14 protein-coding genes are annotated in these 12,790 nt (G+C 60.2%); 7 read left to right on the plus strand and 7 right to left on the minus strand.

Going from position 1 to position 12,790, the window contains the following annotated elements; genetic code table 11:
• Positions 1 to 358 precede the first annotated feature (358 nt).
• Positions 359 to 1,384 carry a betaine--homocysteine S-methyltransferase gene (bmt, locus tag AAC126_RS03565; RefSeq protein ID WP_339850146.1) on the minus strand — a complete coding sequence of 342 codons (1,026 nt, stop codon included), beginning with the start codon at positions 1,382 to 1,384 and terminating at the stop codon, positions 359 to 361.
• Positions 1,385 to 1,526: 142 nt separating this feature from the next.
• On the opposite strand from bmt, the gene AAC126_RS03570 reads away from it, so the two are divergent.
• Positions 1,527 to 2,231 (plus strand): TIGR00266 family protein, encoded by a 705-nt coding sequence (locus AAC126_RS03570; protein WP_339850148.1) that lies wholly within the window; start codon positions 1,527 to 1,529, stop codon positions 2,229 to 2,231.
• A 100-nt stretch (positions 2,232 to 2,331) separates the two neighbouring features.
• On the opposite strand, the gene rpsU is transcribed toward AAC126_RS03570, so the two are convergent.
• Positions 2,332 to 2,535: a 30S ribosomal protein S21 gene (gene rpsU, locus AAC126_RS03575; RefSeq protein WP_028467376.1), complete on the minus strand. Its 204-nt coding sequence runs from the start codon at positions 2,533 to 2,535 to the stop codon at positions 2,332 to 2,334.
• 240 nt (positions 2,536 to 2,775) lie between these two features.
• On the opposite strand from rpsU, the gene def reads away from it, so the two are divergent.
• Together def and AAC126_RS03585 are read left to right on the plus strand one after the other, a co-directional pair.
• On the plus strand, positions 2,776 to 3,339 hold the full coding sequence (gene def, locus AAC126_RS03580; protein ID WP_339850151.1) for a peptide deformylase: 564 nt from the start codon (positions 2,776 to 2,778) through the stop codon (positions 3,337 to 3,339).
• On the plus strand, positions 3,336 to 4,025 hold the full coding sequence (locus tag AAC126_RS03585) for a COQ9 family protein (RefSeq protein WP_339850152.1): 690 nt from the start codon (positions 3,336 to 3,338) through the stop codon (positions 4,023 to 4,025). The genes def and AAC126_RS03585 overlap by 4 nt, the downstream gene beginning before the upstream one ends.
• A 3-nt stretch (positions 4,026 to 4,028) precedes the next feature.
• On the opposite strand, the gene AAC126_RS03590 is transcribed toward AAC126_RS03585, so the two are convergent.
• The 3 genes from AAC126_RS03590 to AAC126_RS03600 are packed head-to-tail and all read right to left on the minus strand — an operon-like array spanning position 4,029 to position 6,635.
• Positions 4,029 to 5,375, minus strand: coding sequence for an amidase (locus tag AAC126_RS03590; protein ID WP_339850155.1), 1,347 nt, complete (start codon positions 5,373 to 5,375; stop codon positions 4,029 to 4,031).
• A gap of 4 nt (positions 5,376 to 5,379) precedes the next feature.
• Complete coding sequence (locus AAC126_RS03595; protein ID WP_339850158.1) at positions 5,380 to 6,069, minus strand: DUF2848 domain-containing protein; 690 nt, start codon at positions 6,067 to 6,069, stop codon at positions 5,380 to 5,382.
• An 11-nt stretch (positions 6,070 to 6,080) separates the two neighbouring features.
• Positions 6,081 to 6,635 carry a TIGR02444 family protein gene (locus tag AAC126_RS03600; RefSeq protein WP_339850160.1) on the minus strand — a complete coding sequence of 185 codons (555 nt, stop codon included), beginning with the start codon at positions 6,633 to 6,635 and terminating at the stop codon, positions 6,081 to 6,083.
• 91 nt (positions 6,636 to 6,726) lie between these two features.
• On the opposite strand from AAC126_RS03600, the gene AAC126_RS03605 reads away from it, so the two are divergent.
• Together AAC126_RS03605 and AAC126_RS03610 are read left to right on the plus strand one after the other, a co-directional pair.
• Positions 6,727 to 6,933 carry a DUF465 domain-containing protein gene (locus AAC126_RS03605; RefSeq protein ID WP_028467380.1) on the plus strand — a complete coding sequence of 69 codons (207 nt, stop codon included), beginning with the start codon at positions 6,727 to 6,729 and terminating at the stop codon, positions 6,931 to 6,933.
• Between the two features lie 17 nt (positions 6,934 to 6,950).
• Positions 6,951 to 7,865, plus strand: a complete 915-nt coding sequence (locus tag AAC126_RS03610; protein ID WP_339850162.1) for a hypothetical protein — start codon at positions 6,951 to 6,953, stop codon at positions 7,863 to 7,865.
• On the opposite strand, the gene AAC126_RS03615 is transcribed toward AAC126_RS03610, so the two are convergent.
• Positions 7,858 to 9,087, minus strand: coding sequence for an aminotransferase class III-fold pyridoxal phosphate-dependent enzyme (locus AAC126_RS03615; protein WP_339850163.1), 1,230 nt, complete (start codon positions 9,085 to 9,087; stop codon positions 7,858 to 7,860). The two genes, AAC126_RS03610 and AAC126_RS03615, sit on opposite strands and share 8 nt — an antisense overlap.
• Positions 9,088 to 9,257: 170 nt before the next feature.
• On the opposite strand from AAC126_RS03615, the gene purE reads away from it, so the two are divergent.
• Positions 9,258 to 9,755, plus strand: coding sequence for a 5-(carboxyamino)imidazole ribonucleotide mutase (gene purE, locus AAC126_RS03620; RefSeq protein ID WP_339850164.1), 498 nt, complete (start codon positions 9,258 to 9,260; stop codon positions 9,753 to 9,755).
• A complete protein-coding gene (locus AAC126_RS03625; RefSeq protein ID WP_339850166.1) occupies positions 9,755 to 10,828 on the plus strand; it encodes a 5-(carboxyamino)imidazole ribonucleotide synthase in 1,074 nt (357 codons plus the stop codon). Before purE ends, AAC126_RS03625 begins: the two co-directional genes overlap by 1 nt.
• Here AAC126_RS03625 and AAC126_RS03630 read toward each other — a convergent pair.
• The gene (locus AAC126_RS03630) at positions 10,815 to 12,788 is read right to left on the minus strand and encodes a tetratricopeptide repeat protein (protein WP_339850168.1); all 1,974 of its coding nucleotides are present in this window, start codon (positions 12,786 to 12,788) and stop codon (positions 10,815 to 10,817) included. The two genes, AAC126_RS03625 and AAC126_RS03630, sit on opposite strands and share 14 nt — an antisense overlap.
• Positions 12,789 to 12,790: the final 2 nt, after the last annotated feature.

Below are 12,790 nucleotides of genomic sequence, written 5' to 3' on the forward strand. Positions count from 1 at the left end.
CGTGTATCCGTTCGATTGCTTGCGCCATGCTCGTTCTATCCTTCCAGCGTCGCTCGCAGGCGTGCCTCAGCAATCGGACAAGACTGCCCGTTGACGGAAATTATCCGTCTGTTTCATCGCTCAGGTCATGCAAGACCGCGCAGGACGCGGCATGCCCGCCACTCGGTTCGGGCCCACGGGAACGCACCCGTGGCGCTTTAGCAGTTGGTGACGCGGATGCAAGCTGCCCTGTCAAATCCCGCGGGAATGGTTGTCCGTTCCGATCCTGAAGGTAGGGGCGGTGCAGGGGAGGGTCAACGTGCTGAAAAGGCCGGAAAGTTAAATAAACCGAACCGTTCCCGGATCGGCTTTCGCCGGATTAATTCCGTCTGCGACCACGGCGCTGACGAGTAGATTCTTTGCCCTCTCCATCGCCGAGAAGTTCGGCCGTGGCCCCTGTCAGGGTACCGCAAGCCGCCACGATGGCGGTCATGTCGGGGGTATCGCCCTTCGTGTGGCCTTCGAGTGCCTGCCGCATGGCGCGGACATGCTCCGGCGTGGTGCCGCAACAGCCGCCGATGATCCGGGCGCCGAGATCGACGGCAAGTCCGGCATAGGCCTGCATCAGTTCCGGCGTGCCATTGTAGCGGACCGCGCCGTCCTCGAAGACGGGAATGCCGCAATTGGCCTTGGAGAGCAGAATGTCATCCGCGGCGAGGCTGTCGCGGGCGCTGAGCAGGCCAACCAGCAGGTCCGAGGCGCCGGTACCGCAATTGCCGCCGAAGGCGACCGGTTTGACCGGACGGGCATGCACCATCTCGACCAGGCGTTGCGGTGTCATGCCCATCATGGTCCGGCCGTTGGTATCGAAGGAGAGGGTGCAAACCGCCGGAATACCGACTTCGTCCGCCGCATCCAGTGCCGCCGCCAGCTCTTCTTCGGAGGAAATGGTTTCGATCCAGGCGACATCGGCGCCGCCATCCTTCAGGCCGCGCATCTGGGCGGCGAAGGCGTTCTTGCCGTCTTCTATGGTGAGCGGACCCAGCGGCTCATAAAGATCACCGGTCGGGCCGACGCTGCCGGCATTGACGATCTTGCGGCCGCTTCCGGCGATCTCCGCCGCGAGCAGTTCGGCGGCCGCCTTGTTGATCTCGTAGACCTTGTCTTCCAGCTTGTGCAGCTTCAGCCGGTTCGCCGTGCCGCCGAATGTATTGGTCAGAACAATGTCGCTGCCCGCCTCGATGAAGTCCCGGTAATGCGCCCGGACCTTTTCCGGCTCTTCCAGGTTCCACAGCTCCGGCGCGTCGCCATGTTGCAGACCGCGCGCGAACAGGTTCGTGCCGGTGGCACCGTCGGCTAGGAGCCAGGGGCGGGTGGCAAGCATTTCGGAGAGCAGATTGGTCATGGCGGCGGTCCCGAAGCTGGACTTGTGTCTGAGTGGTAGGGCAGCATTATGAGCTGAATAGCGGATTGCAATCACGTTGATTGCGCACACGCCGACACTATGTGTCGTTGACCGATGGTTTGTCCGCCCAACAGGAGTTCTCATGGCCGCCGATGTTATCGACTACCGGATCGAGGGAGATCACGCCCCGCTTCTGACGGTGACCCTGGATCCGGGCGAGGCGGTGCAGGCCGAGGCCGGTGCCATGGTGATGATGGACCAGCACATCAAAATGACCACGGAGTTGTCCGGCGGTCTGCTTGGCGGCCTGTTCCGCAAATTCTCCGGCGAGAGCCTGTTCCTGACTTTCTTCGTGAATGAAGGCGACGAACGGCAGGATGTTTCCTTCGCCGGCTCCATGCCGGGGCAGATCCGCGCCATGGACCTGAGCCAGAATGAGGGCCTCTTCTATTGTCAGCGTGACGCTTATCTCTGCAGCGCGCGGGGTGTGGATGTCTCCATCGCGCTCACCCGTAAACTCGGCGCCGGTTTCTTCGGCGGGGAGGGGCTGATCCTGCAGAAACTGGAAGGAGACGGCCTCGTCTTCCTCAATGCCGGGGGCACATTGGTTGAGCGGGAGCTCGCCGCGGGGCAACGGATCACCATCGATACCGGCTGTCTCGTCGGCTTTTCCGGTACGTGCGACTACGACATCGCCTTCCAGAAAGGCATCAAGAATCTTGTGTTCGGCGGCGAGGGGATCTTCGTCACGCACGTCACCGGCCCCGGCCGTGTCATCGTGCAGACCCAGCCGATTGCAGAGCTTGCCATGTCGCTGGCGCGGCTGATGCCGAAAGAAGACGACTGACGTCTAAAATTCGGAAACACAAAAACCGCCACTCGGCATGCGAGGGCGGTTCTGTGTTTGGATCGGGTAGTTGCCGCCGGAGCGACGAAGCCCTGAGGCTCTAGAAGCCTTCACGCTCCATGCGCTTGCGCATCAGCTTGCGGTAGCGGCGGACGGCCTCAGCCTTCTCGCGCGCCCGCTTTTCAGACGGCTTTTCAAAGTTGCGGCGCAGCTTCATTTCCCGAAAGACACCTTCGCGCTGCATCTTCTTCTTAAGCGCGCGCAGTGCCTGATCAATATTGTTATCGCGGACCGTTACATGCACGAAACCCGACCTCCAAAACAATTGTGCGAATTCAGAACGCAAAATGCCCCGGGAAAATTCGCCTCCCTGAGACAAGAACGCGGTGTGTATCACAAGAGATTGCCGCTTGCAAAGGCCGAGCGTGGATTAATCACGCGGCTTTTGCATGGCGGCTTTGCAATCTGTTCTCGGCGCCAATCTGACGCGGGCAGATTATAGCCCAGAGTTTACCAAATGGGGAGAGGGTTCTATATCCAAGACATGACAACACAACAGATCGTACGCATGGGCGCGCTTGTGCTCAGCCGCCGGGCCGAGGAAATTCCGGACCCGGCCTCGGAAGAGATCGCGGCCCTGGCCAAGGATATGGCAGACTCGATGGCGGCCGCCGGTGGTGTCGGCCTTGCCGCGCCGCAAATCGGCGTCCCGAAACGCATCATTGTTTTCAAGGTGCCGGGTGAGCGGGCAACGGCGGCGGCGAATGACGGCCCGCTTGAGCTTCAGGTCCTGATCAATCCGGTCATCGAGCCACTTTCAGGCGAGATGGAGCTGGGATGGGAAGGGTGCCTGTCGATTCCCGGCCTGAAGGGCGAAGTGCCGCGCTACCGGAAGATTGCCTATCGGGGCTTTGACCTGCAGGGTGAGAAGGTATTGCGTCAGGCGGAAGGCTTTCATGCAAGGGTGGTCCAGCATGAAGTCGATCACCTGGACGGCATTCTTTATCCGGAGCGGATGACGGATATGCGCCGCTTCGGCTATGGCGAGGAACTGTTGCAGGCTGCAATCGACGCGGCGCCGGAAGACATTCGGGGAGACGGCACATGACCGAAGATACCGATTCCGTACTGGAGAAGCGCGAGGCTGAGCGGGACCGGGTGCTCGATTGCATCCTGCCGCATGTCATGTTCGATGGCTGGAGCCGCAAGACCCTGCGCCATGGCGCGGAGGATGCCGGGATCTCGATTGCCGAGCTTGATCGTCTGTTTCCCGCTGGCGTTACCGACTGTATCGGCCATTTTCTCGATCGGGCCGACCGGGACATGGTGCAGGCTTTCCAGAGCCGGAACCCGTCCGGGATGAAGATCCGCGAGCGCATCGGCACAGCCGTGCGTATCCGGCTTGAACAGGCGGCGCCACATAAAGAGGCGGTGCGCCGGACGCTCGCCTATCTGGCGATTCCGGGCCATGGCGGGATTGGCACACGCAGTCTCTACAAGACGGTGGATGCCATCTGGAAAGCGGCGGGCGATACCGCGACCGACTATAATTTCTACACCAAGCGCGGGCTGCTCGCGGCGGTCTATAGCGCGACCGTTCTGTTCTGGCTGAATGATACGTCGGAAGATTATGCGGAGACCTGGGCGTTCCTGGATCGCCGCATCCAGAACGTCATGCAGATCCCGAAGCTGAGCGGACGTCTGAAAGAAGCTGGCGAAAAGCTGAAGAACCCGTTCGAGGCGCTGAAAAGCTGCGCCCCGAAACGGCGTTCTCCCTTTGCCGGCGCGCGTTAGGCTTTATTTCCCCAGAACCGCTTCGATCCCGGCCGAGACCGACAGGGTTTTCGCGTCGCCCATTGTCTCGCCCATCACCATCAGGCCGACTGGCGCCGTGCCCGCCTCGTGACAGGGCAGGGAGACGGCGGAGCGGTCGAGGAAGTTGCCGAGAGACGGATTGCGCAGCATCAGCAGATTGGTGGTGTGATAAAGCGCTTCGTTACTCTCCAGGCTGGCAATGCTAGGGGCGATCTGTGGCACGGTCGGCATCAGCACGGCGTCATAATCCCGCGTGGCGGCATTGGCGACGGCCTGAATTTCCACCCTGCGGCGGCTCAGGATCACGTAATCCGCCGCGGCCATCTTGGCGCCGCCCTGAATACGGGTGGCAACGCGCGGGTCATAGGCGCTTTCCTTGCGGGACAGCAGCTCGCGGTGGATCGCATAGGCCTCGGTCGGGGCGAAACCGCCCGCCTTGTTCGAGGCCGGGATTTCCAGCAGCCATTCGAACGGCTTTTCTTCCAGCAGTGCACCGGCGGCGGACAGCTTGTCCAGCGCGGCCTCGAAGGTCTTGGCGACATGCTCGTCCATATCATCCATCACCATGGTGCCCGGAACGACCAGACGCATGCCCTTGACCGAAAGCGGTGTGACGTCCGACGGCGCCTCGCCGGCCATGATCGCATCCAGCAATGCGCAGCAATCGACGGAACGGGCCAGCGGGCCGATGGAATCGAGCGCCCATGACAGCGGGAAGGCGCCATCGGTCGGCACCCGGCGCGCGGTTGGCTTGAAACCGGTCAGCCCGTTCAGCGCGGAGGGAATGCGGACGGACCCACCGGTATCCGTGCCGATACCGGCGGCGGCCATGCCGTCGGTGACGGAAATCGCGGCGCCGGAGGAGGAGCCACCCGGAATGCGGCCGGTTTCGCGGTCGAACGGGTTTTTCGGCGTGCCGTAATGCGGGTTGAGGCCGAGACCGGAGAAGGCGAATTCGGTCATGTTGGTGCGGCCGAGGATCACTGCACCGGCGGCCCGGAGGCGGGCGACGACCGGTGCGTCCTCGTCTGCCGCAGGCTCACCCTTGCGGGCGACGGACCCGGCCATGGTGACACGGCCCCGGATATCGAACAGATCCTTCACAGAGATCGGAATGCCCGCGAGCGGAGAGGGCACGACACCTGCGGCGCGCAGCGCATCGCTGGCCTTCGCTTCGGCGCGGGCCGCATCGGCGAAAACATCCGTATAGGTCCTGCCCCCTTCGCCTTTCGCATCCCCGATCCGGGCGAGGGCTTCCTCGGTCAGCTTCTCCGAACTTGTTTTTTCGGCGGCAAGATCGGCGGCGAGGTCTTTCAGGGGGGCAAACATGGGCTTAACTCACAAGTGGCAGGGAATGAATATCGTAGGCGTGAGAGATCTTGGCACCGCGCGTCGGGTCCTCGATCTCCATGGTGAAACGGCTGGCGGGACGGATGCCGCCGATGGCGGCGAAGGTGCCGAGCATCATGACAGAACCGGGGGGCAGGACGCCATTGGCATAACGTTCCATCAGCTCTTCCGGCCGCCGCATGGCCGCGAGCGCACCGTCCTGGTAAGGCACTTCGGTGCCGTCGATGGTGGCGCGGGACCGGAGCCTGAGATCGTCCCAATGGTCCAGCAGATCGTCGAGCGGCCAGGCTTCGCGGGCGAGGATTTTCGGGCACATCTGTTTCGAGCCGGCAACGGAATAGGTCTCGGCGGCCCGGTCCGTGTGATCTGAGCCGACCGTGACCCAGATGCCCTCGTCTGTGGAGACCAGCACCGCCTCGACCTCGCCGGATGTGTCCGGACCGACGACCTGGATGGCGTCGTCCTGCATCAGCACGTTGACGGCGTTGCGATAGAACAGCGGGGTTTCGCTCGGCGGGGCGACGCCGATGGCTTTCAGCTCGTCGATATGATGCTGCAGCGCGCCCGTATCGCGGCCGGTCCAGCCGCCGACGATCAGGTCCGATATGGAAACGGCAAGCATGCCGCCATCCGGCTTCTCGAATCGGAGCGTGACTGAGGCACCGTCGCGCATTCGCTGTTTCCCTATATCGTCGGATCGGTGGCCGATACGGCAAGACGAGAAACGATATCCGCTTCCGGTGTGCCGGGAAAGATGGCGGCGAGCAGTTTTACAAGAGTTTCACGCAGCGGCGGTTTAGGCGGCAGGCCAAGGGCGGCCAGATAATGTGCGAGGTTGCGTGCGGCCGCCTGCGGAGGCTGTGTGTCCGGATCGGAAGGCAGGGCGCCGAAGTGTTCGTAAAGCCGGCTCTGCTGGATTTTCTCGGCTTCAAGTTCAAGGGTGGCAAGTTGTTGGCGAAGGCGGGAAATATGCTTGTCGGCGATCCTGGTCTTGAGATGCCGCCTGACAGTGCGCAGGGGCGTTATCACGGGGATTGCCCATTCGCGGGCAAGAGCGCAGGCCTGATCTGCTTCGGCCCGGTCAAGAACGGTTCCGCGAGAGCCCAGCCAGCAGCAAAGCAGGATCAGATTTACATCGAGTCCGAAGCGGTCCTGCAGAACCAGGCATTCAGCCGCGACATTCTCCTGGCCGTATGTCGCGAGGGAATAGATCCAGAATGGGGTGTCAGGCACGCTCATCCGTCTTGTCTAGCATGCAAAAGCGCCCTACCAAACTATTGTGCTTTGCGATATGACAGACCGTCTCACATACAAATTGTAACGGATTGCCTTGTTGGAACAGGACCGCGAAGAACTGTCACGCCGGCTCGAAGAGCTGAAGATAGAACACCGCGACCTTGACGACGTCATTGCGCGTCTGGCGGAAGACGGCCCGTTCAATCAGCTCCAGATCCAGCGCCTGAAAAAGCGCAAGCTGCTCCTGAAGGATCAGATGATCAGGCTTGAGAGCGAACTGCTGCCTGACATCATCGCCTGAAGCGGCGAGGGCAGGGGATGAATGCGAAAAGCATTATCTGCACAGGCAGTGAAAGCCGTTTCTTGCCGATTTGCCTTTGCCTCCTGCGCTCCATTCGTGATCAGCAGCAGACCGATATCGATATCGGTGTTCTGGATCTAGGGCTTCAGCCGGAGGAATCAGCCCAGCTGTCCCCGTTCGGCCCCACCATCGTGAAGCCCGGGTGGGATATTGATTTTGAACGTCCTGCTGCGGGTTCCGGCTCGATCACGACCGGGAACAAGCAGATCGGCGAAGGCTTCAAGGCGATGGTCTCGCGGCCTTTCCTTCGCGATCATTTCCCGGGGTACGAGACCTATATCTGGATCGATGCCGATGCCTGGGTCCAGAACTGGTGGGCGATTGAATGGCTCATCGAAGGGGCTCGCCGTGGCGATCTGAATATCGCTCCGGAAATGGATCGCAGCTACAAACACTCCTTCAATTTCAGGGAATATGTGCGCTGGACCTTTGAGCAGCATGCGACTCTCTTTGGAGAGAAAAGTGCTAAACGCGTGGCGTACAATCCGACGCTGAATTGCGGCGTCTTCTCGATGCCGGCCAATCATCCTGCCTGGTCTCTATGGGCCGATGCGATGCGCACGGCGTTGAGCCGGAAGGTTGATTTTTTCGTCGATCAACTGGCTCTGAATCATGTTGTCTATTCCACGGAGCCTCCGCGCTGTCTGCTGCCCAGCCAGTTTAACTGGCTGGCAAATATGGCGATGCCCGCATTCGATCCTGTGACCCGTGACTTTGTCGAGCCGGCGATCCCCCATCGCCCCATTGGCATCCTGCATCTGTCGGGCAATACCAAATCGGCGCCGAGGGAAGTTCGGGTCATTGGTCATGAAAAGCCGTGGAAAACGTGGCTGGTTTATGATCAGAAAAGGAAGGAAAACGGCATCAGCTAGGGCATTTCTCTGCCGCTTGCCGCAAAGCTCCGATCGCTTCGGCAAACTCTTCCCGTGAAAGTGTCAATGGGGGTGACAGGGTGAGCAGCCGCCCGTCTGCGGTTCCGGCGTTGAGGCCCAACCGGTAACAGGCGGCTTTCAGCGTTTCCAGGCGGGCAGGGGCAGTGCAGGCCACAGACATGGCAAGGCCCAGACCATAGGTTATGTCAAAGATGGGTGTTTCGGAAACCATCCGCTGCAGCTCGGCAGTAAAACCCCGCCCTTTGGCTGCCGCTCCGCCAATCAGATCTTCTTCTTCCAGAATTTTGATCGTCTCTATCCCGGCGCGGGCCAGGACCGGGTTTTTCTGGTGCGTGTAATGTCCGATGCCGAGATGGCCCGCGACATTGAGATCCTCTCTGGCAATGACTGCGGAGAGGGGCAGAATGCCGCCACCGAGGGATTTTCCAAGCACGGTCATATCCGGCCGGACACCGGTATGTTCGCTGGCGAAGAATCGGCCGGTTTTGCCAAGGCCCGTCGGGATTTCGTCGAAGATCATTAAGGTTCCCGTACGGTCGCAAAGCGCTCGGACCTCCGGCCAGAACCAGTCAGGCGCTGTTTGCCCGGTCGATCGCACAGGTTCCGCGATCAGTGCGGCGATTTTCCTGCTTTCAAGGATCTGCCTCAGGCCGGCAAACGCGTTCCGCGCGCAGGTCTCCACCTTCTCGCCTTGTCGCCGGAGCCAGTAGGACGGGACGTGGTGGCAATTTTCAAGAGCTGGCAGGCCAGCCTTTTCACCGATTGTTCCTCCGACCGAGAGCGCGCCCAACGCGGCACCATGCCAGCTCCCGTCAAAGGCGGCAGTACCGGTTCTGCCTGTGGCGATGTAGGCCAGTTTGAGCGCCATCTCTATGGCATCGGCACCGGAGACGCCGAGCAAGACCTTTGCCCCGCCATAGGGCCAGCGCGCGGCCAGCATTTCCGCCAGTTCGACTGCCGGCTCGGAAGTGAAAAGCCGTGGTGTGAAGCAGAGTGTGTCGAGCTGTTCTTTCAGGGCGGCGATCAGGCGTGGATGCCGGTAGCCGATATTGTGGCAAGAGTTGCCGTGGAAATCGAGAAACCGGTGACCGTTCTCGTCCGTCGCCCAGGCTCCCTCGCATGAGACGAAGGCATGGTCGACCGGGGTTGAGCCTGCCTGGTGCAGAAAGGCTGCCTGGTCCCGTATTGCCAGTGCGGTCATGACGCTTGCCTCTCCAAATTTCCGGTGCCGGGACTGAAGCATGAAGCGGGGGTGTGTGGAAGCTGTCAGTCCATGCTTGTAACTGCAAGCGCCGCTCCTATAATGCCGCGCTTCTTTGGCCTGCCCGGCCTGGCCCGGGATCTGGTCGTGACGGAAGCAGGAATGCGTATATGGTCAAGGCCGCGACCCCTCTAGTCGGTATCATCATGGGCAGCCAGTCTGACTGGGAAACCATGAAGGAAGCCGCCCTTATTCTTGACGCTCTCGACGTGCCGCACGAGACCCGGATTGTCTCCGCACACCGGACACCGGCCCGCATGGCGGAGTATGCCGCGACGGCGCGGGAGCGGGGAATTCAGGTCATCATTGCCGGTGCCGGCGGCGCCGCGCATCTGCCGGGCATGGTCGCTGCGCAGACCACGCTTCCCGTGCTGGGGGTTCCGGTCGAGAGCAAGGCGCTGAAGGGTATGGACAGTCTCCTTTCCATTGCGCAGATGCCGGGCGGTATTCCTGTCGGAACGCTCGCCATAGGCAAGGCCGGTGCGAAGAATGCAGGGCTGCTTGCTGCCGCGATTCTGGCGAACGGAGACGAGGAGCTGCACGCCCGCCTGGATGCCTGGCGGAAAGCGCAAACGGATTCGGTTGGCGACGTTCCGGTGGATGCCTGATGTCTGATGTTCTGGCTCCCGGTTCGGTCATCGGGATTATCGGCGGCGGTCAGCTTGGTCGCATGACGGCTCTGGCGGCGGCTCCGCTCGGCTACCGGTGTCATATCTTCACGCCCGAAGAGGACAGTCCTGCCGCTCAGGTGGCCGAGAAGACCACGGTCGCGGCGTATGAAGACGAGAAGGCGTTGGCGGAATTCGCGGCGTCCGTCGATGTCATTACCTATGAGTTCGAAAACATTCCCGTCGACACCGTGCAGCGCCTTTCGGAGCTTGTCCCGGTGCGTCCGCAACCAAGTGTTCTCGCCGTTTCGCAACACAGGGTCGCGGAAAAGGATTTCGCCCGAGACGCGGGGGCGCAGACGGCACCTTACCGTCATGTCACCGGTCTGGAACAGTTACGGGACGCGGTGCAGGAAATCGGCCGTCCGGCCGTGCTCAAGACATGCCGTTTCGGGTATGACGGAAAAGGCCAGATCAAGATCACGGCTGAGACGGATCTCGCGGCGGCCTGGGAGTCCCTGAAGACTGACGACGCGGTGCTTGAAGGTTTCGTCTCCTTCGATAAGGAAGTTTCCGTCATCGTGGCACGCGGCACCGATGGGACGGCCCTGGCCTTCCCGGTGGCGGAAAACCACCATGTCGATCACATCCTGAGCACGAGTACCGTACCGGCGGTAATTTCCGGAGCGACGGAGAAGGCCGCGCGGGCCACGGCAGTTGCCCTGGCGGAACGTCTGGAGCTGGTTGGACTTCTGGCTGTTGAAATGTTCGTAACCGCCGAAGGCGAGGTGCTCGTAAACGAAGTCGCGCCGCGCCCGCATAATTCCGGGCACTGGACGCAGGATGGCTGTGCGACCAGCCAGTTCGGGCAATTCGTGCGCGCGGTGACCGGGCTTCCGCTGGGGCCGGTGGACATGCTGTTCCCGACCGTGATGCAGAACTTGATCGGTGACGAAGCCAGTCAATGGCTGGATATCGCCGCCGAGCCGCACGCGAAGCTGCATCTCTATGGCAAGACGGAAGCCCGCCCGGGCCGCAAGATGGGCCATGTGAACCGGATCAAGGTTCCCTGATCGGTAATTTGCCGTGTTCGAGGAAGTAACGGATCGCTTCACCCATCCGCTGAGCGCGATCAGGCACTATGGTTGGCTCTGAAGGGCGCTTGACCGGATAAAGGTTGGCGAACATCGGATCATTTTCATCACCGTAGAGAAAGTATGATTTTTCCAGCCCGATAACCGGAACGCCGACGGCGCAAGCAAGAGCGAGGGCTGCTGTTGCCGGTGCAATGACGAGATCGAGGCAGGACATTAGGGCTGCAACGCGGTCTAGCTCATTCGTTTGGTTCAAATCGGGGAAATCATGGATTGTGATCCCCCGTTCGGCAGCTAGGCCTGCAATTTCATCACGAGCGTCACCGTACTGGAGATTGACCAGTGTGAAGGTGTCAGTCGGTATTTCGCTCACCAGTTCTTCAATGGTGTGATAACGGATTGCACGATGTGACGTTATGAATGTTCCGCTGCGCCAACACAGACCGAGATATGGTGGCGGCCCAAATTCGCTTAATCGAGTTTGCCACTCCAATTGCATTGTTGCGTCTACCCTTAGATATCCGTTTCCTGCTGGTACCTTATGCGGGCCATGTCGGTAGAGGGCGGGTAAGTCTCCTGAGGTCAGGCTATGGGTGAATTGGTGTTTACCTTGCACGTTCTCATAGTCATGAATGGCTTCACCATTCGCTCCAGAACGGAGCTGTTTCTCGATCAAATTCAGGTGCGGGAAGCTGCGTTTCAGTAATGGAAACAGCCTAGGGTCCGTTTCAATAGTCACGAGCAGGACATGTTGCAGCAAATCCGGCAGGCAGCTTAGGTGTAGAATGTCGTCACCTAGCCCTTGTTCCGAAGCAATCAACAGATGACCGGGAGCTCCGTCATCCGGATTCCAGCGATCCGGTAGACTGAAACGTTTTGGAGCTTTCGACATTTTTAGGCGGTGGGGCCAATAACGCCATCCTGTATCAATGTCGCCGCTGCTGAATGCGGAAAGGCTCAGGTTGAAACCGATATCTCCAAAACCCGGAGATACGAACAAGCCATGACGGGAAATACGAATGGAGCGTTTGAATTCACCAAGATGGTAGGTCGTGGTGGCGAGTGAATTATAAGGACTGCTGAGTCCTGGGGCTATAAGTGCAGCATGTTGTGCTGCTTTCGCCGCGTCGGCATATTTCATCTCGCTATAATATTCGGCAGCGAGTTGCTCCCAGGTGTTTGACGAGGCGGGCTTGATAATAGTCGCGAGGCGCTTTGGGAAATTACTGCTCCAGTTTGTAATATCCGAAAGATCCCCGCTGCGAAAATGGGCGTAGAGTTCGTGGCGGCCAGGATCAAGCGCGATGCTTTGTTTCGTGATCTTGTCTGCAGCTTGGGTGTTTCTGAGTGCCGTATGCACCTTCTGCAAATGGAAATAAGCCTCGACACTCTCCGGCGCCTTGTCACGCGCCTGGTCTAGAGCCTCTGCTGCGGATGCATATTCTTTGATCGTGTAAAGGGCAATGCCGAGGCGTAGCCATGCCTCGGTATTGTCTGGCATGAGGTGAATCGCTTGGCCGGCTTTTTCAACGGCCTTCTCGGCTTGGCCAGTTTCCAGGGCTACAATAGCGGAATTGAGGAAAGCCGAGCCGGACGCAGGATTGATGATGCAGGCGCGTCCATAAGCGGTCTCTGCTAAGGCAAGATTGCTTGTGCCGCGAGCCGCGCTGCCGAAATGATCATAATAGGATGCTGGATCGGGCCGCAGGATAATCGCCTGCCGGATAAGGCGGGCACCTCTGTCCGGCGAGCCTTGTTGGAAATAAAGCGTTCCCAGAAGATGCAATATGTCCGGGTTGGGCCCAACGGCCGATCGTAGCTTCTCGTAGATTGGTCGCGCTATATTCAGACGCCCGGCTTCGTGCTGTGCAATTGCTTCAGTGAACAGTTGCTCGAGACTTCTGGTCCCCTGGTTTTCCGTGCCTGTCGCCGGTGCCATCT

The sequence above is a fragment of the uncultured Nisaea sp. genome, assembly GCF_963974195.1.
Classification (GTDB): Bacteria; Pseudomonadota; Alphaproteobacteria; order Thalassobaculales; family Thalassobaculaceae; genus Nisaea.

What these genes read in the sequence shown, in the direction of transcription:
- bmt (WP_339850146.1), bottom strand. Translation starts at nt 1,384, where the DNA reads ATGACCAATCTGCTCTCCGAAATGCTTGCCACCCGCCCCTGGCTCCTA.
- AAC126_RS03570 (WP_339850148.1), top strand. Translation starts at nt 1,527, where the DNA reads ATGGCCGCCGATGTTATCGACTACCGGATCGAGGGAGATCACGCCCCG.
- def (WP_339850151.1), top strand. Translation starts at nt 2,776, where the DNA reads ATGACAACACAACAGATCGTACGCATGGGCGCGCTTGTGCTCAGCCGC.
- AAC126_RS03585 (WP_339850152.1), top strand. Translation starts at nt 3,336, where the DNA reads ATGACCGAAGATACCGATTCCGTACTGGAGAAGCGCGAGGCTGAGCGG.
- AAC126_RS03590 (WP_339850155.1), bottom strand. Translation starts at nt 5,375, where the DNA reads ATGTTTGCCCCCCTGAAAGACCTCGCCGCCGATCTTGCCGCCGAAAAA.
- AAC126_RS03595 (WP_339850158.1), bottom strand. Translation starts at nt 6,069, where the DNA reads ATGCGCGACGGTGCCTCAGTCACGCTCCGATTCGAGAAGCCGGATGGC.
- AAC126_RS03600 (WP_339850160.1), bottom strand. Translation starts at nt 6,635, where the DNA reads ATGAGCGTGCCTGACACCCCATTCTGGATCTATTCCCTCGCGACATAC.
- AAC126_RS03610 (WP_339850162.1), top strand. Translation starts at nt 6,951, where the DNA reads ATGAATGCGAAAAGCATTATCTGCACAGGCAGTGAAAGCCGTTTCTTG.
- AAC126_RS03615 (WP_339850163.1), bottom strand. Translation starts at nt 9,087, where the DNA reads ATGACCGCACTGGCAATACGGGACCAGGCAGCCTTTCTGCACCAGGCA.
- purE (WP_339850164.1), top strand. Translation starts at nt 9,258, where the DNA reads ATGGTCAAGGCCGCGACCCCTCTAGTCGGTATCATCATGGGCAGCCAG.
- AAC126_RS03625 (WP_339850166.1), top strand. Translation starts at nt 9,755, where the DNA reads ATGTCTGATGTTCTGGCTCCCGGTTCGGTCATCGGGATTATCGGCGGC.
- AAC126_RS03630 (WP_339850168.1), bottom strand. Translation starts at nt 12,788, where the DNA reads ATGGCACCGGCGACAGGCACGGAAAACCAGGGGACCAGAAGTCTCGAG.